This is a genomic window from Azoarcus sp. L1K30 (assembly GCF_018122735.1).
GTDB lineage: Bacteria > Pseudomonadota > Gammaproteobacteria > Burkholderiales > Rhodocyclaceae > Parazoarcus.
Genome location: NZ_JAGRRD010000001.1, coordinates 4,163,253 through 4,181,097 on the forward strand (window position 1 = coordinate 4,163,253; position 17,845 = coordinate 4,181,097).

Below are 17,845 nucleotides of genomic sequence, written 5' to 3' on the forward strand. Positions count from 1 at the left end.
TGCCTTCATCTGCCCGTTGTGTTGTAGCCGTCCCGGACTAGTCGAGGGGTACCTGTGAGTCCAGTCAGTCCGTTTCCGGCCATGCTATCGGTGGTTGTGGCAAGCCTCACGGCACACGTTCTGGCGCGGCGTTTTGGCAGGCCGGTTGCTCGCGGCCATCTTGCCGCTATCGACGGGCTTCGAGGCTATCTGGCGCTTTTCGTATTTCTTCATCATTCGGCGGTCTGGTATTTCTATGTGCGGACGGGACGGTGGGCTGTCCCGCCGTCCAATCTCTATACCCATTTCGGGCAAGGCAGTGTTGCGGTCTTTTTCATGATTACGGGTTTTCTCTTTTTTACGAAACTCCTCGATGGACGAGAAAGGGGGATCGACTGGAGACGGCTGCTGATCTCGAGAGTCTTGCGATTGACGCCAGCCTACGTCTTGTCGATGCTGTTGCTCTTCGGCGTGGTTGCCTATCGATCTGGCGGGACTGTAAACAGCTCTCTTGCTCTGCTTGCCGGTGGAATGTTGCAATGGCTCGGGTTCACAATTCTGGGTGCGCCCGACCTGAATGGGGTCGCAGGGACGTCGATTATTGTCGCCGGTGTCACCTGGTCCCTGATTTATGAGTGGTTTTTCTATTTCTCACTTCCCTTGCTCGCAATCATGGCTGGGGTGACCGTGCCCCGCATGTATCTTGCCATTGGCTCTCTTGTCGTGGCCTTCTTTTGCGCACGGTTTAATCTTGATGTGCCGATTCTGTTGCCGTTTCTTGGAGGCATGATCACCTCGCTGCTTGTCAGGTCACGGAGGTTTTGCGGATTTGCGGCAAGCACGCTGGCGTCAGTGTTGGCGGTTGCGCTACTGATCGTGTGTGTCGTGAATTACCGGTCATCGTATGAGTATGCGTCCATTGCCATGTTGTCTCTGGTTTTCGCTTTGATCGCAGGTGGAAATTCGTTGTTTGGACTCCTGGTTACGCCTGCAGCCCGGACTCTCGGGGATATGTCGTATGGAATCTATTTGCTTCACGGCATCTTTCTGTACTTGCTGCTAGGCGGTGTTTTCGGCGGGGGCCAAGCTGCAGAATTCTCACCGGTCACTCACTGGCTGGCGATCGTGGGCATCTCTCCGCTACTGGTCTTATGCTGCTTTCTGGTGTTTCATTTTATTGAGTCACCAGCCATGGCAAGAACGGATGGGCTGAGTTCGCGGTTTCGGTCCATCCGTTCCAAAGGATCACCGTCCTAGTTCAGGGAGATCTCGAACGGGAAGTGGTGTGTTGGATCGTGCGGGTTGGCCAGTGGGCATCCAGCCCGTGAAGGTGGGAAATGTCCGCTGGCGTGATCGGATCGCTCAGCTATCGATCTTGTCCTGGGTCATTGTCTGGAAATCGCTGGCCGCGTGGCGTTCGCGCAATTGGCTCGACGGATCGCCCCAGCTGCGGTTGACCATTCGCCCCCGCTGCACCGCAGGGCGCTCGCCAATTTCGTCTGCCCAGCGCTGTACGTTGCCATAGCTCTGGACCTGCAGGAACTCGCCGGCGTTATAGAGCAGTCCCTTGGCGAGCGCGCCGTACCAGGGCCAGATCGCGATGTCGGCGATGGTGTAGTCCTCGCCAGCGACATATCGACTCCCGGACAGGCGACGGTCGAGCACATCCAGTTGGCGCTTGGCCTCCATCGCGAAGCGGTCGATCGCATATTCGATTTTCACCGGCGCATAGGCGTAGAAGTGACCGAAGCCACCGCCAAGATAGGGTGCGCTTCCCATCTGCCAGAACAGCCAGGACATGCATTCGGCGCGAGCGGCAACGTCCGTCGGCAGCAGAGCGCCGAACTTTTCCGCCAGATACATCAGGATCGCACCCGATTCGAACACCCGGACGGGTTGCGGACCACTGCGATCCATCAGCGCCGGAATCTTGGAGTTCGGGTTCACGTCGACGAAGCCGCTGCCGAACTGATCGCCATCGCTGATGCGAATCATCCAGGCGTCGTACTCTGCCCCGGTGTGTCCCATCGCCAGGAGTTCTTCGAGCATGATCGTGACCTTGACGCCGTTCGGCGTCGCCATCGAGTAGAGCTGCAGGGGGTGCCGACCCACCGGCAGTTCCTTTTCGTGGGTAGGTCCAGCAACCGGACGGTTGATGCTGGCGAACTGGCCACCGTTGGCCTTGTTCCAGGTCCAGATAGCGGGGGGCGTGTATGCCGAATCGTTGGGTGAGTCGCTCATGGGCAGTGGCTCCGAATGGGGGTGTGCTGTGAGGTGTGCTGCAATGGACGAAACGGGGCAGATCACCTGCTGGCGTAGTGTGACTATCGCACATCGATGCAGTTCGCAAGCCAGAGGCAAAAAAGACAAGGCCCTCTGTGCAAGAGGGCCTCGGTGATGTGAGCAAGCGCCTGCGCGGGGTGCAGGCCCGTGCTCGTCAGCTCAGACGTTGAACCCGTACCCCAGAGCAGTCACCTATGGACATGAATGTAAGTGACTGTTGTGATGGAGGCTTTTGGGTTGACTGGATGTCCATAGATCATCGGCGAGTTCGCTCAGTCCTACCGCATTGATGTCCATACCCTCGGGCTACTTGCGAAGTGGCGTAGGCGGCGGGAGCAACGCTTCGATGCGTGCCTTCAGAATCGCGTTCTCCTGCAGCAACTCAAGGACCGCACGGTGTGCGCTCGACAGCTGAGACTGCGCGTGATCGCGTTGCTCTTGGAGCCTCCTGACGGTCGCCTGCAGATCCTCTCTGCGCTGCCTCTGCCTTGAGCGGCGTTCCTTCTGGATCGTTCTCTCGCGGTCAGCGATCTCCACATACGCCTGTATCTCGAGAATAAGAGCCGGATACCGCTGCTTCCTTAATGCGGTAGGATCAGTTCCGGCCTCCTTCGCAACGTTGTTCTGACTCACCGGAGTGCCGCGCTGAAGAACCTGAGGCTGGTTAGCTTTCAAGCGTTCAAACGCTGCTCGGAATCGCTGTTCTGCCGATTCAGATTCGGATCGCATCGAGGTAGTTCCTCAGTCCTTGTCCTTCAGCTTGCAGCGCACGTCGGCGAGGACTGTCTGGTATCGCCGCTTGTTGCAGATGCTCAATGCTCTGGAGTTGCCGCTCGATGGATCGCTGCTTTAACTTATCAAATACCGCCTCGCGACACGGGGTGCCTCCGTCGCCGCCTGCACATCGCGCGACTGATTCAATCCCGCCGTATTCGCAATGGCCGACCTTGGTGCAGCCCCCGAGCCGGGTTTCACGAAATGAGATCTCACCTCGTCTTCCAGCATTGACAAGGGCATTAAAGTCGTTGGTGCCAATAATATTGATCACCATTTCTTCTTTCTGTTTTTCCCCTGCAGGTGATGCATACCGATCTGTTACGAGCGATTGAATTTGACGAGCCATTACTTCGTATTTGGTCTCTGATAGGACACCGCTTACGTCTTCGTTAAAGCGCAACCGGGTATGGTTGCGTCCATAGTAAGCAGTTTGAAGCAGTGTACGGTGTTTCAGGATTGCTTGAATTGAACTGTCGCAAAGCAACCCGCTAGCAAACATGTTGACTGCCGAAGTGCGTCGTAGCTGATGATAAGCAAATGGCCAACTTTCTCCTGCTTTGAATTTTCCTCCTTTACTCAAATTGGGAGTAAGCATGCGTGACTGTTTCAGATCGTCTTCTGTGATGGCGATCTGTTGCCCTTCGAACAGAAGCGGAAATCGTCGTATTATTTGACTGTATGTCGCCAGAAGTGGCTTTTTTGAGTAGTCGGACTGTACTACGGGACTCCACGGCTCAAATGCTCGGTGGAGAAGTGCCGGGTTCTCTTGATCGTAGTTGCTGCAGTTAACTAGCGGATTAGCGGCTGCGCAGCGCATGCGTAGTCTGGCTACTGCGCTCATGGCTTCGACTGCAATGCTGACGCTGGGGCTGGTTGGCCATCGAGCGTCGCTATCATCATCCGTCTTTGTCGTTTCCCCGCAAATGATCGGAATGCGCCCTACGGTGGGGTCTTCCTCCCAGATAAGACAGTCGGCTCGTAGTGCGGCAGCTTCCTCGATTCGTTGCAGGGTGAAGTTGGCGATATAGGTTAGAGCTGCATACTGGATAAGAGTCAAGTATCCAGAAAAGGATTTGATGCTAGCTTTTTTAATGTCGGGGGCTATCCACTTCGTAAGAGGGCCCTCTATGCCAAATCGTGCTGCGGTGATCGAGAAGTGTCCATGAAACTGCCGCCCTGTGCGCGCTCCGGATCGTTTATGCCGCTGTTCAGTAAAAGGAAGTAACTTGCTTGTTGGTCCTTTTGACAGTAGTGCTGCCTCAAGAGAGCCGAAGTTGTGAGCGTAAGCGTTTATGCAGAAGTTGAAGCAGTCTTCGATCTGATGTTTGTATGTCAAAAAGTCTTCGAGACACTCCTTAAGTCGAAAAACCTGGTACTTCCAGATTCGTGTAGGGATGTAGGCCGTTTGCTCCGGATCTTTTTCGCCACGTCTTTTGATTGCGGTAGCCAGCTTACTAATGCCCGGTTCGTCAAATAATGTGAATCCAATCTGATCTTTAGCATATCGAAGCCGATCAAGCTCGACGAGGAGCTTCTGCTGCTCCCGCGGGTGGGCGCACAACTCTGCTACCCCCTCGAGCAGTTTGGGGTACCGCATTAAGTCACTCGCCAGTATTCCTTTCTGGTCACAAAAAACCATGACACGGCGCAATCGACCAAATCGACTCTTTAGCGTGCGCCAAGCCTTGTCGCCTCTCGGCCCCCATATAAACCAAGTCGTGATCAGCCTCAGCAGCAGCTGGTTCTGATCCCTGAGAGGTGGCGTAGAGTTCCCATTGCGCCCGCCTGCGAAGTCTAGCTTAAAGCTCTTGCCTGCCCATGACGAAAAGTCCCACACGCTATCTATCCAACGGGAAAGTGGGTTTCCCTGTGAGTCCTCGCTAACAACCCAGTCATATGGGGGCGGCCAACTCGGCGGTCGATAACAGTCGTGAGCAGAAGTGATAGGGGATTTTTTGATCTTTAGGCTTAACTGAGGGATTGCCGCGTTCATCAGTTGCTTTCCTGTGCCTCGATTAGATCATTCCAATCAGGGTGAAAATCACCCTCATCTACGCGCGCATACGCTTCAACGGCCCATTCTCGACGCCGTTCGTTTGAGTTTTCAAACCAGCGCAACTTCTCTGTTATTCGGGTCACTGCACGATGCGCTGGTGAATAAGCTTCATCTTGATTTGGTGAGATGGTCTTACTAAGCTCGATCATTTTTAGATATCTAAAGCTGGTCAGAGCCCAGACATAATTCTGTGAGTCGACGTCCCGGTGGTCATCGCACCAAAGGCATCCCGATGCTCTGGAACAGTCGGCGTGAAATGCTTTGTAGGGTTTCTCCGGCAGACTGTCCGGCTGGCCCGTGCAGTCACCTGGCGCAACAGCTATGGTTCTTCTTGAATAGGGGTCGGTTTGTGCCCAGAATCGAGTAGCCTCGATCATCGCGCGTTGTAGACTAGGCCTTTCATACACACCAAGTAACGTCGCCTTGGTATGTTGAGCGGCCTCGGCAGTTAAATCCGGATCAGCAGAATTTCGTAAGAGCCAATTGATACGAGTGTTTCGAAGGGTTTTTGGGCCCACGAACTGGATTCTCAATTCGTGGCAGATAGCTCTTAGTCGAAACGCTCGGAAGCGCGATTCGCTCCTAGATCCTCCGGGGTGAATGAAAGGAAAAGCGCGTGTACTGTTTGGAAAGAGTTTTTTTCGCCATTCAAGATAGCGATCAAAGTGTTGGCGGTAGGTCTTGAAGATTTCAAACAAAACGGCGCCGCCGCGACGACTCTTATAAGCTCTTACTTGAAAGCCATCTGAGTGGCTCGCGTACGAGAACTGCCTCAGCTCCAGGTTTTGTGCTTGAGTGAGGTTCATCCCTGTTTGAGCGATGAATATCATTAGTTCCGCCTCGATCCGTAGGTTTGCCAACGGATAGCGCTTTCCTAGGTCTGCCGTATGTTCTACGGTTGGATGAGTTGTCGTTCCTCCTGCGCGATTAAGAACCTGACCGGTCCTCAGTTTGACTTGAATAGGAAGCGGTGCTTCGAGAACGGTCTGTAGGTTCAAATTGTCACAAATATCTTGAAGTAGATTTCCAAAATCGAACGTTCGCTCTAGGCTCTGTTTTTCACTTTGTGCGCCTACGGCATTTTTGCGTCGTTTAGGGCTTTGGAGTCCGGTTAGTTCAATGACATTTGTCTGTCGCTCCAGTGCTCGATCCAGTAGCGTTCCAACGGTGGCACAGTAGATATATGCAGATGTCGCTGATATCGGCTGGTGATCTTTGTTTTTACTTGTGTTTGCGTAAAGTTTTCTCTTGATGCGGGATCGGTAGGCCAAGGAGTCAGCCCAGGCGCAGTATGTTTCGACAATAGATTCCAGATTGAGCGCTTTGCCTGCGCGATCTGCCCAGCCGAAGAATATGCGCAGGTGTGCGATCCGTGAGAGTGTTGTTTCTCGGCTTCCTCCGATGGTGAGGTCTGCTTGAATTTCTTCATGCAGTTTGCGCACTAAATCTACTCGGTCGGGCTGCAGGTCGCCGAGTTGCCCTTGCAAGATCGCCTTGGCGACTTTGTTGCTGTGCGCGGCTGCGCCGCCTTTATAAAGGAGGATGCTTAGGTCCCATCGTGCTTCTCGCGCTCCGTATTCAAGCGAAGGGAATGTTAAGTCTGGAATATTTAAATCGTTAAGCATCGAGTTGACGCTCGCTTCTGCTGCAAAGGCCTGTGAAAGCGTTGTTGAATGCCGCTGCCAGTTCCTCTTTGGTTCGTGAGGTCTCAATGAACTGAATATAGGTCAATGTGGTTCTTTCTTCTTTGTGAAGCATTGCGTCCCTAATGAACCGGATTACGTCAGAAGTGCGGAGCCCCGTGTCTAATAGGAGTTGCGCGAGCCAGGTTCCGAACGTCGCGCGCGACTGATGAAAATGAAAGCGTTGCAAGAAGTACAGTCCGCGGCCAACTGCTCGCTGACGCATTTCGAGAATAAGCCGACTCACCAAATCCGGGGTGTATGGCTTACTTCTCCGAGTGAGGAAAAGACAATCCTTGTGATCTCGATGCGCTTTCGCTTGACGCAGAAGCCGAGGCGTTGATGATGCATATCGTTTTAGGTCGTCGAGCACTTCCCTGGGCACGATCAGAGACCCTTTGACAGAAAACTTGGTGTCGATACCTGTTCCTGGTCCTACGGGGAGTAGGAACAGGCCAGGAGTGAAAGGGTCCTCTCGCGCTGTTTCCAGACTGGAAACGGTCAGTGTTGTGACGGTGCCCACTCGCGCGCCTGTGAAGAAGCCGAATGAGAGCATCAGATGAAGCTCTGCGGTCTCATTTGCCGCCGTATATGCCAGCAGCTGACTCATATGCTCCGCCCGAAGGGGGAGGAGCCCGTCTTCTAGCCTGAGTCCCAGTCTTGCCCTGTTCGGGATCTTCAGATCAGTCGTGAGACGCACCATGCTTCTCTTGAAGCCTGCTGCATCAAAGTAGGGGATTACGGCGAGCCGATCTCTCCACATCGGGGCGTGGGCCATAACTAGATCGTGGGAGTCGGCGAATCGGTAGAACTGGATGACGGCGTTCATGCAGTTCGATGCCGTACTGGGCGCAAGCAGGCCGCTCGCCATATCGTCTATTAGGTGCTTCCTGAACATTCTTAGCACCTGATCCTCCCTGCGGATCGGGAAGTGCCTCCAGTCTGTCTTCCTGCTCTCCAAGTAGTCCGCGTACCGCTTCAGGTGCTTCATTACCCCTTTCACGGTCTCGGGGGCGTCGACGCGTGTCGCACGACGTTGCAGGGCCCATAAATTTGCCTCGTTCCACCCGCTGCCGTCCTCCCAGAAGATTTGCGGTAGATCTTTGAGGGGGCTGTAGTGCTGTTTCTCCCAAGACAGTCCTCCTTCTGCATTCAGGTATGCACCGAAGAACTCGTGCTGAATGAACTCAAGGCGGGCCATGTCTCGTACGCCCTTACCTAATGCCGGCAGTGGAGACCTCGGGCGTCCGGGATCGCTCGTTCCCGAGCGCCACGTAGTCGGTGGCGACTCGGGTCTCTGCGGCTAAGGTTCTGAGGCTTGGCGTGCTAGCCCACGACTGCTTGTATGGCAAAGACATGGGCTCCCCCTAAGCCTGTAGGATTAAGACCGCTTCCGTTTGCGGCCAAATCGACGCGGCTCAGTCGGGTCGTGGCTGCCAGAAAACTATAGCACTGCGTATCAAAATGATCTACAGTGCGAATATTTATGCAAAGTAACGGTTTTATTTTTCGTGGTGTATGCTCTACATCATTGATCTGACGGCAGAGACTTAATGTCCAAACAGCAGTTGCGTGAGATGACTCAGGTGCAACGGGATCGTCTGACGTTCATTGATTTGCGGCTGCAGTACCTCGGCTCGGTAGGTCGTCAGGATCTCGTTTCCCGTTTTGGTATCCAGTCGGCCGCGGCGTCTCGGGATCTTGCGATCTACAAGGACCTCGCCCCCGCGAATCTCGCCTACGACCCCAAGGGCAAGATCTACGTGCGCGCTTCATCGTTTCGGCCGCAGTCGTGCGTATCTGCAGAGCGCGTTCTCCACTGGCTTTCCCAGGGCTTCGGTGATGGTGAGCCGTTGGGTTGGAAGAGCGGGATAGCGTGTGAAGCTACGCGGCTGGCTGGACGGCTGGATCTGGAGTCGCTGTCAGTGCTGACGCGCGCGATACATCGAGGTGGCGCAGTTGAAGTCGCTTATCGCGCGCTATCCAGCGGACTAACGACGCGCGAAATCGTGCCGTTTGCGCTGGCGGATAGCGGCTTGCGATGGCACGTCCGTGCTTTCGACCGACGCAGCGGTGAGTTCCGCGATTTCGTGCTGGGGCGCTTAGACACTGTCCGGCCAGTCTCTGGAGATGTAGCGGACCACGAGAAGTCCGATCAGGACATCCAGTGGAACAGGATTGCGGAACTCGAACTGGTACCGCATCCCGCAAACGTGCAGCACCCAGACACCATTGAAGCCGAGTACGCAATGGATGGAGGCGTGCTCAATGTTCGAGTCCGTGCAGCAATGGCTGGCTATCTGTTGCGCCGCTGGAATGTCGACTGCACCGAAGATCACAGCCTAAGGGGGCAGGAGTATCACCTCTGGCTGCGCAATCGCCTTGCGCTCTACGGTGTGACCAACCTCGTGCTCGCTCCCGGTTACGGTGCCGCGGACGCGGAGGACTGAACGTGCTCAAACTCGAAGACATCAAGAAGAACGCCGCAGTTGCCGGCCTGGAGCCCGGGCAGGTAGTCCGCATCGTTACCACCGAACCGGTCGGGGACAACGCGCTCACGGTTTACTACAAGACGCCGGATGGTGAGGTCCGCGAGCGCATGCTCTTCCGCTCCGACGAGGCCAACTTGTCGCTGGCCGAAGCCGGTCGGCCTTGGGCGTTCGATGCGCCCGGTGAAGACTTCAAGCTCGCGGCGGAGGCCTGGCGGATCGATCTCGCGCACCTGTTCGACCCGATGATGGCGGTGCACACCTCCAACGTCGAACCGCTGCCGCACCAGATCACCGCGGTCTACGAGTCCATGCTGCCGCGGCAGCCGCTGCGCTACGTGCTGGCCGACGACCCCGGCGCGGGCAAGACCATCATGGCGGGTCTCTTCATCCGCGAGTTGCTGATGCGCGCCGACGCCAAGCGGGTGTTGATCGTTGCGCCCGGTAGCCTGGTCGAGCAGTGGCAGGACGAAATGTTCGAGAAGTTCGGCCTGTCGTTCTCGCTGTTCTCGCGCGAGCAGGTTGAGCAGTCGCGTAGCGGCAACCCCTTTGACGACATCGATCTGCTGGTCGCCCGGGTCGATCAGCTGGCTCGTGCAGAAGACCTGCAGGAAAAGTTGCGCCTGTCCCACTGGGATTTGGTGGTGGTCGACGAAGCGCACAAGCTCTCGGCTAACTACTTCGGAAACAAGATCAACAAGACCAAGCGCTTTCAGCTGGGGGAGCTGCTGGGGTCGATCACCCGCCACTTCCTGCTGATGACGGCGACGCCGCACAACGGTAAGGAGGAGGACTTCCAGCTCTTCCTGTCGCTGCTCGACGCCGATCGATTTTATGGCAAGTTCCGAGACGGAGCGCACAAGGTTGACGTCACGGACCTGATGCGACGCATGGTCAAGGAAGACCTGCTCAAGTTCGACGGTACGCCGCTCTTTCCTGAGCGCCGCGCTTATACGGTCAACTACAAGCTCTCCGAACTCGAAGCCAATTTGTACGGTTCGGTCACCGACTATGTGAAGGAGCAATTCAATCTCGCCGACAAGCTGGCCGACGGCGGTCGCAAGGGCACGGTGGGGTTTGCGCTCACCTCACTCCAACGCCGGCTGGCCTCCAGCCCCGAAGCGATCTACCAGTCGCTCAAGCGCCGGCGCAACAAGCTCAAGCGCCGGGTCGAAGAGGAAAAGCTTCGGCAGAGGGGCCAGTCCCTGGCCGAAACGCTCAACAGCACCAACGGCCTGCCCGAGGATGTGTGGGAGTCGGCCGACGCCCTGTCGCCCGAGGATTACGAGCACTTCGAGGAATCGGTTGTCGACCAAGCAACCGCGGCACAGACCATCCAGGAGCTGGAGGCCGAGATCATCATCCTCGAAGGTCTGGAGGAACAGGCCCGCCAGGTCGTGCATTCCGGCCAGGATCGCAAGTGGGACGAGCTCTCCCGCCTGCTGCAGGACACGCCCGAAATGCATGATGCCGATGGGCATCAGCGCAAGCTTATCCTCTTCACCGAGCATCGCGACACGCTCAACTACCTGGCGGTGAAGATCCGCGGGCTCATCGGCAGCGAGGAAGCCGTGGTGATGATCCACGGTGGGGTCAAGCGCGAGGAGCGCCGTAAGGTGCAGGAGCTTTTCCGCAACGATCCGAAGGTGCGCGTGCTGCTGGCCACGGATGCCGCGGGTGAAGGCGTGAACCTGCAGAACGCAAACCTGATGGTCAATTACGACCTGCCCTGGAACCCTAATCGCCTGGAGCAGCGCTTCGGCCGCATTCACCGTATCGGCCAGACTGAGGTCTGCCACCTGTGGAACCTGGTCGCCGCGGAGACCCGCGAGGGCGATGTCTTCCAGCGCCTGTTCGAAAAGCTTGAGGTGGAGCGCGAGGCCCTTGGTGGCCGGGTGTTCGACATCCTGGGGGAAGTGTTCGAGGACGCCAGCCTCAAGGATCTGCTGATCGAGGCTATCCGATACGGCGCCGATCCCGCAGTGCGTGCGCGCCTGCTGATCAAGATCGAAGGCGCCCTCGATACGCAGCACCTCGAAACCATCATCAAGCGTAATGCGTTGTGCGAAGAGGTGATGGACGAGAAGCGCCTCTTCGCGGTGAAGGAGGAGATGGAGAAGGCCGAGGCCCGCAAGCTGCAGCCCTTCTTTATCCGCGCTTTCTTCAACCAGGCCTTCCAGCAACTGGGTGGCGAGTTGCGGCCACGCGAGCTCGGCCGCTTCGAGATCACCAACGTCCCCGCGCTCATCCGTGAACGCGATCGCCGCATCACCGGACGTGACCGTCGCAACACCGACCCGGTACTGCGCCGCTACGAGCGCGTGTGCTTCGAGAAGCAGTACGTACGCCTCGCCGACCGCGTTGGCGCGCCGATGGCCAGCCTCATTCACCCCGGCCATCCCCTGATGCAGTCGGTGACTGACCTCGTGCTTGAAGCGCATCGCAACAAGCTCAAGCAGGGCGCTGTGCTTGTCGACCCGAGCGATCTCGGCGTCACGCCCAAGGTGCTGTTCATCGTGGATCACGCGGTGAAGGAGGGCGCCGATCCGAACCGTATCGCCTCGCGTCGGATGCAGTTTGTCGAGATCGACCCGCATGGCCAGGCGATCAACGCAGGCTGGGCGCCGCACCTCGATCTGGAACCCATTCCATCGGCCGATATGGCCCTGATCCCGGACGTGCTCGCAGCACCCTGGATTGCGCAGGATCTCGAGCAGCTCGCCTTGGCCCATGCCTCGCGCGAACTGGTGCCGGCTCACTTCGATGAGGTGCGCCAGCGCCGCGAAAAAGCGGTCGACAAGACCTTGGGCGCAGTCCACGAACGGCTGGTGAAGGAGATCAACTTCTGGTCAGACCGCTACATCAAGCTGCAGGACGACCTCGCAGCCGGTAAGGATGTGCGGCTGACACTGGAGAACGTGCGCCGCACCATCGACGATCTCACCGCCCGCCGCGCCTCGCGCGAAAAGGAATTGCTGGCGATGCGCCACGTTGTTTCCGCCACGCCCGTCGTGCTGGGCGGCGCACTGGTGATTCCTGCTGGCCTTCTGATGCAGCGTAAGGGCGTGTCGCAGGAGCTTGGTGGTTGGTCTGCCGACGCCGAAGCCCGTGCCCGTATTGAGCGCATCGCCATGCAAGCCGTCATGGAGGCCGAGCGTGCGCTCGGCCACGATGTGATCGATGTCTCAGCGCAGAAGTGTGGCTGGGACGTGACCAGCATCCCGAAGCCCATCGATGGCCGCATCCCGCCCTCGCGCCACATCGAGGTCAAGGGGCGGGTCAAGGGCGCCACCACCATCACGGTCACCCGCAACGAGATCCTCTATGGGTTGAATCAGGCGGACAAGTTCATCCTGGCGGTCGTGTTGATTGAGGGCGACAAAGTTGACGGTCCCCATTACATTCGACGCCCCTTTACCCAAGAGCCGGATTGGGCTGTCACCAGCATCAATCTGGATCTCAACGAACTGCTTGGCAGGAGTACGGCCCCATGCGCCTGAGCAAAATCACGCTGAGCAACTTCCGGTGCTTTGAGCATCTTCAGTTGGATCTGCACCCACGCCTCACAGTGCTCGTTGGCGCAAACGGTGCGGGGAAGACTGCGGTACTCGATGCCATCGCCAGTGCCCTTTCGCCCGTTCTGACTAACCTGTCCTCCGCAAACCAAAGGCTGAGCGGGCGTGGCATTCAGGACAGAGATTTCCGCGTTGTGGAGTGGCCACAATTCGGCGGAAAGGCACGCTGGGGCATGGCCGACATCACCCAACTGCAAGTGAAAACCTTTGATGGTCTGGCCTGGGACGTCTGGCGCGCCTCGACAAAAGGCAAGAAGCCTGAGCAGACCATTGGTCAGACTGAGCTCAAGCACTGCCTTCAGGGTATTGCGGAAAGTTACACCACCGAACACCCCAGATTGACACCTGTCATCGCGTACTACGGTGACCGGCGCGGCAATATCGGGGTGCCTATACGTCTTCGCGCAGCCAAGCAGAACTACGGCTACCCGGCCGCTGCGCTGATTGGCGCGCTGGATTCCATGAGCGACTTCCGTGAAATGCTGGCCTGGTTCGACCAGGAGGAGGCTGCTGAACTCCGGGAAAACAAGGGCGTGGTTGATGAGGATTTTGCCGAATCGCCCACGCTTGTCGCGGTTCGAATAGCGATTGAAGAACTGCTTGGCGGCACTTACTCGAATCCGCACTTCAACCGCGACCACAAGTTCCTGCTGGAACGTAAGTCAGATGGCGCGTACCTCATGGTGAGTCAGCTCAGTCAGGGCTATCAGAGCATGCTGGCCTTGGCGATGGACTTTGCCCGGCGGCTGGCCATTGCCAATCCGCAGCTTCAGTATGGGAGCGTCGATTTTCAGCGCCATTTTCTTGATCTGCTGGGCGATTCCGATCACCTGCTGGTCGAGTCTGGCTATCAAGATTCAGTCAATCCATTCCAGTCGGCGCTTGCCATGGGCGCACCGGCCATCATGCTGGTCGACGAAATCGACCTGCACCTGCACCCAAGCTGGCAGCAGCGGGTGCTGGACGACCTGATGCGCACTTTCCCGCTTACCCAGTTCATCGTCACCACCCACAGCCCGCAGGTGCTGACCACAGTGCCCTCCGAGTGCATCCGCATTCTGAGGGATGACAAAGTCTATTCCGCACCGCCCGGTACTGAAGGTGCTGAACCGGGACGGATGCTCAGGCAGGTGCTTGGCCTTGAGGATGTCCGCCCTCCCGCTAATCAGGCAGCTCAGGAGTTGAGGGAGTACCTCGCACTGGTTGATAGAGACCAGTGGAACAGCCCGCGTGCGCAGGAACTGCGCCGGAAGCTGGATGAGCGCTATCAGGGACAGGAGCCGGCCCTGCTGGATGCTGACCTGCAGATAGAAAATCGCAAGTGGGAGCTGGGGGAGTGAAGCGCGTTATCGGGCTTGATGAGCCAGCTGACCTGACGGGGTATCGTGCGGACAATCCGGTAGGTACTTGGGAGCAGATGCGGGCCGACGCAGTGGGTCGTGTGGCTTATGAAGCTGTCCGGCTGCAGTTGCTCAATGGGCAGGGCGGCCTATGTGGTTTCTGTGAGATTGGTCTGCATGACATTGATCCGCTCAAGTGCCGGGTCGAGCATTTCCACCCCAAATCGGACACCTCGACAGCGCATAACTGGGCGCTTGACTGGCAGAACATGCTTGCTGTCTGCATGGGAGGCTCCCAGCGTCATCAGCAACCGCCCCATGCGCTGGAACCACTGCCCGAGAACCTCAGCTGTGATGCGCACAAGGATCAGATGATCCAGACCCAGAGGCTTGCAGAACACTGTGAGGGCTGGATCATTGATCCGCTCGATCTGCCTGCATTTCCCAGCCTGTTCTTTCTGGAAAAGAGCACCGGTCGGCTACTGCCCGATGAACAGGCTTGTGCCGGCATCGCGTTCCCGGGGAACAAGCACCGAGGTACGCAGGAACTGGTGCAGCACACCATCGACATGCTCAATCTGAACTGCGCCCGTTTGTGCGAGGCGCGCCTGCGGATTCTCTGGAACATCGAGCGCAACAAGAAGCAGCTGCGGGAACAGAGAGTTCCAGCAGATCAGGCCTTGCGCACGCTTGCCGAGCGCTACTTTCGTCAGGCCTGGCCGGGCTTCTTCACCACCATTCGCCTTTGTCTGGGAGCTGTTGCCGAGCAGTACCTGACCGACACGGGATTCCAAGGTTGACCATGACCCCCATCAAGACCCCCAAGAAACTCATCGAAGTCGCCCTCCCGCTCGACGCCATCAACGTCGCCGCGGCGCGTGAGAAGTCGATCCGCCACGGCCACCCCAGCACACTGCACCTGTGGTGGGCGCGCCGGCCACTGGCGGCGGCGCGGGCGGTGATCTTTGCGCAGATGGTCAATGACCCCGGCTACGAGCGCCACCTGGGGCGCGGGGTGAACAAGGAAAAGGCCGCCATCGAGCGCGAGCGCCTGTTCAAGATCATCGAAGACCTGGTGCAGTGGGAGAACACCAACAACGAGGACGTGCTCGCCCGCGCCCGCGAGGAGATCTGGAAGAGCTGGCGCGAGACCTGCGCGCTGAACAAGGGCCACCCGCAGGCGGCCGAGCTCTTCAATCCGGAGAAGCTGCCCGCCTTCCACGACCCCTTCGCGGGCGGGGGCGCGTTGCCGCTGGAGGCCCAGCGCCTGGGGCTGGAGAGCTACGCCAGCGACCTCAACCCCGTGGCGGTGACCATCAACAAGGCGATGATCGAGATTCCGCCGCGCTTTGCCGGCCGTGCGCCGGTGGGGCCGCGCATCCCCGGCGACAAGCAGGGCAAGCTGGCCGAGGACTGGTCCGGCGCCAAGGGGCTGGCCGAAGACGTGCGCCGCTACGGCGCCTGGATGCGGGCGGAGGCGGAAAAGCGCATCGGCCACCTGTACCCGAAGATCGAAGTCACCGCCGAAATGGTCGCCGAGCGCCCGGACCTGAAGCCGCTGCTCGGGCAGCAGCTTACCGTGATCGCCTGGCTATGGGCGCGTACGGTGAAGAGCCCCAATCCCGCCTTCAGCCATGCCGAGGTCCCACTGGCTTCCACCTTCGTGCTGTCGAGCAGGGCCGGCAAAGAAGCGTATGTTGAACCTGTCGTGGAAGGCGACAGCTATCGCCTTTTTGTGAAGGTCGGAACACCGCCTGAAAGCGCAAAAAACGGGTCGAAGGCGGCAGGCCGTGGAGCAAACTTTACGTGTTTGCTTTCGGGTGCTCCAATCAGTGGTGATTATATTAAGGCTGAAGGTCAAGCGGGCCGCATTGGCATAAAGCTACTTGGCGTCGTCGCGGAAGCAGGCCGTAACCGCGTCTATTTCTCACCAAATTCAGAGCAAGAAAGACTAGCTATTGGCGATAGCGAATGTTGGCGCCCAAAAGGCTATGTCCCTGCGCGGCTTACCGGTGGTACTTGTGTGCCTTATGGACTCCAAGAATGGGGCGATCTTTTTACCAATAGGCAGTTGACGATGCTTAACTGCCTAGCCGATCTAGTTCCAGAAGCAGTTGCGCTGTGCAAAAGGCAATTGAGCGTAGGGCAAGATCGAGCTGGTGATGAAACCTATGCCGATGCAGTCGGCGTTTACCTGGGGGAAACGGTTTCAAAGCTCACCTCTTACCATTGCACGATGGGAATCTGGCGTGCGAAAGAGGGGAAGTCTGGCCGCGCGTTTGGCCGCCAGTCAATACCAATGGTGTGGGATTTTCCAGAGGTGAACCCGTTCGCAGGTGCCGGTGGTGATTGGGATGGAGCGATAAATGACTGTGCAAAGGTATTGCAAGAGCTAGGTTCCGGCGCGAAGGGCTTTGTGAAGCAAGCCGCTGCACAGTCTGAGCAACCGTTCGAGGGGCTGAAGGTAATTAGTACAGACCCCCCCTATTATGACAACGTTGCGTATGCGGATCTTTCAGATTTTTTCTACGTTTGGCTTAGGCGGTGTCTGAAGCCAGTCTTGCCCGAGCTTTACGCGACTCTAGCAGTTCCAAAGGCGGAAGAACTTGTAGCAGCTGCCTATCGGCACGGATCACGCGAAGAGGCTGAGGCATTCTTCCTAGATGGAATGACAGTCGCCATTCAGCGACTAGTCGAATCAGCGCATCCTGCGGTCCCAGTCACCATCTACTACGCGTTCAAGCAATCTGAGACAGAGAGCAATCTAGGAACTCATAGTACGGGATGGGAAACCTTCCTAGAGGCTGTGGTACGTGCTGGATTCTCCATATCTGGTACTTGGCCAATGCGTACTGAGCAGTCAGCGGCTCTGAAAGCGAACGTCAATTCGTTAGCATCTAGCATCGTCTTAGTCTGCCGCAAGCGCGACGCCGACGCCGCCACCATCAGCCGCCGCGAGTTCATCCGCGAACTCAACGCCGTGCTGCCCGAGGCGCTGATGGACATGACTCGCGGCGGCATCAACAGCCCGGTGGCGCCGGTCGACCTGTCGCAGGCCATCATCGGCCCCGGCATGGCGATTTTCAGCCAATACGCGGCGGTGCTGGAAGCCGACGGCAAGCCGATGAGCGTGCGCACCGCGCTGCAGCTCATCAACCGCTTCCTCGCCGAGGACGACTTCGACCACGATACCCAGTTCTGCCTGCACTGGTTCGAGACCCAGGGCTGGGCCACCGGCAAGTTTGGCGAAGCGGACGTGCTCGCCCGCGCCAAGGGCACCAGCGTGACCGGCCTGACAGACGCCGGCGTGGTCGAATCCGGCAAGGGTGACCTGCGCCTGTTGAGATGGGCCGAGATGCCGCGCGACTGGAACCCGGAGACCGATACCCGTGTGCCGGTGTGGGAAGCGCTGCACCAGATGATCCGCGCGCTGAACCAGGACGGCGAAACCGCTGCCGGCGCGCTGCTCGCCCGGATGCCTGCCCGCGCCGAACCCATCCGCGCGCTCGCCTACCGCCTCTACACCCTATGCGAGCGCAAAGGCTGGGCCGAAGACGCTCGCGCCTACAACGAGTTGATCACCGCCTGGAGCGGCGTGGAGCGCGGGGCGAGCGAGACCGGGGTGGTGGGATCGCAGGGAAGCCTGGATATTTGAATGTCGTTG

The 17,845-nt window shown here is 58.0% G+C and carries 11 protein-coding genes; 6 read left to right on the top strand and 5 right to left on the bottom strand.

The window, feature by feature from the left end; translation table 11 throughout:
- The first annotated feature begins 81 nt into the window (after nt 1-81).
- Nucleotides 82-1,236: an acyltransferase gene (locus J5J83_RS19135; RefSeq protein WP_212351526.1), complete on the top strand. Its 1,155-nt coding sequence runs from the start codon at nt 82-84 to the stop codon at nt 1,234-1,236.
- A 105-nt stretch (nt 1,237-1,341) separates the two neighbouring features.
- Here the strand turns inward: J5J83_RS19135 and yghU are convergent, their stop codons facing one another.
- From yghU to J5J83_RS19160, 5 genes are all read right to left on the bottom strand, one after another.
- A complete protein-coding gene (yghU, locus tag J5J83_RS19140) occupies nt 1,342-2,220 on the bottom strand; it encodes a glutathione-dependent disulfide-bond oxidoreductase (RefSeq protein ID WP_212351527.1) in 879 nt (292 codons plus the stop codon).
- 348 nt (nt 2,221-2,568) lie between these two features.
- Nucleotides 2,569-2,991 (bottom strand): hypothetical protein, encoded by a 423-nt coding sequence (locus J5J83_RS19145; RefSeq protein WP_212351528.1) that lies wholly within the window; start codon nt 2,989-2,991, stop codon nt 2,569-2,571.
- Nucleotides 2,975-4,876, bottom strand: a complete 1,902-nt coding sequence (locus J5J83_RS19150; RefSeq protein ID WP_212351529.1) for a hypothetical protein — start codon at nt 4,874-4,876, stop codon at nt 2,975-2,977. Before J5J83_RS19150 ends, J5J83_RS19145 begins: the two co-directional genes overlap by 17 nt.
- Before the next feature lie 155 nt (nt 4,877-5,031).
- Complete coding sequence (locus tag J5J83_RS19155; protein ID WP_212351530.1) at nt 5,032-6,720, bottom strand: site-specific integrase; 1,689 nt, start codon at nt 6,718-6,720, stop codon at nt 5,032-5,034.
- Entirely contained in the window at nt 6,713-7,978 is a 1,266-nt protein-coding gene (locus J5J83_RS19160; RefSeq protein WP_212351531.1) for a site-specific integrase, read from the bottom strand. The genes J5J83_RS19155 and J5J83_RS19160 overlap by 8 nt, the downstream gene beginning before the upstream one ends.
- Nucleotides 7,979-8,330: 352 nt before the next feature.
- Here J5J83_RS19160 and J5J83_RS19165 point away from each other — a divergent pair, with 352 nt between their 5' ends.
- Genes J5J83_RS19165 through J5J83_RS19185 form a run of 5 tightly spaced genes read left to right on the top strand, consistent with a single transcriptional unit; the run spans nt 8,331 to nt 17,836 of the window.
- Entirely contained in the window at nt 8,331-9,227 is an 897-nt protein-coding gene (locus J5J83_RS19165; RefSeq protein WP_212351532.1) for a WYL domain-containing protein, read from the top strand.
- Nucleotides 9,228-9,229: 2 nt separating this feature from the next.
- Entirely contained in the window at nt 9,230-12,766 is a 3,537-nt protein-coding gene (locus J5J83_RS19170; RefSeq protein ID WP_212351533.1) for a helicase-related protein, read from the top strand.
- Nucleotides 12,757-14,181, top strand: coding sequence for an AAA family ATPase (locus tag J5J83_RS19175; protein WP_212351534.1), 1,425 nt, complete (start codon nt 12,757-12,759; stop codon nt 14,179-14,181). The genes J5J83_RS19170 and J5J83_RS19175 overlap by 10 nt, the downstream gene beginning before the upstream one ends.
- Entirely contained in the window at nt 14,178-14,981 is an 804-nt protein-coding gene (locus tag J5J83_RS19180) for a retron system putative HNH endonuclease (RefSeq protein ID WP_212351535.1), read from the top strand. Before J5J83_RS19175 ends, J5J83_RS19180 begins: the two co-directional genes overlap by 4 nt.
- A 2-nt stretch (nt 14,982-14,983) precedes the next feature.
- Nucleotides 14,984-17,836 (top strand): DUF1156 domain-containing protein, encoded by a 2,853-nt coding sequence (locus tag J5J83_RS19185; RefSeq protein WP_212351536.1) that lies wholly within the window; start codon nt 14,984-14,986, stop codon nt 17,834-17,836.
- Nucleotides 17,837-17,845: the final 9 nt, after the last annotated feature.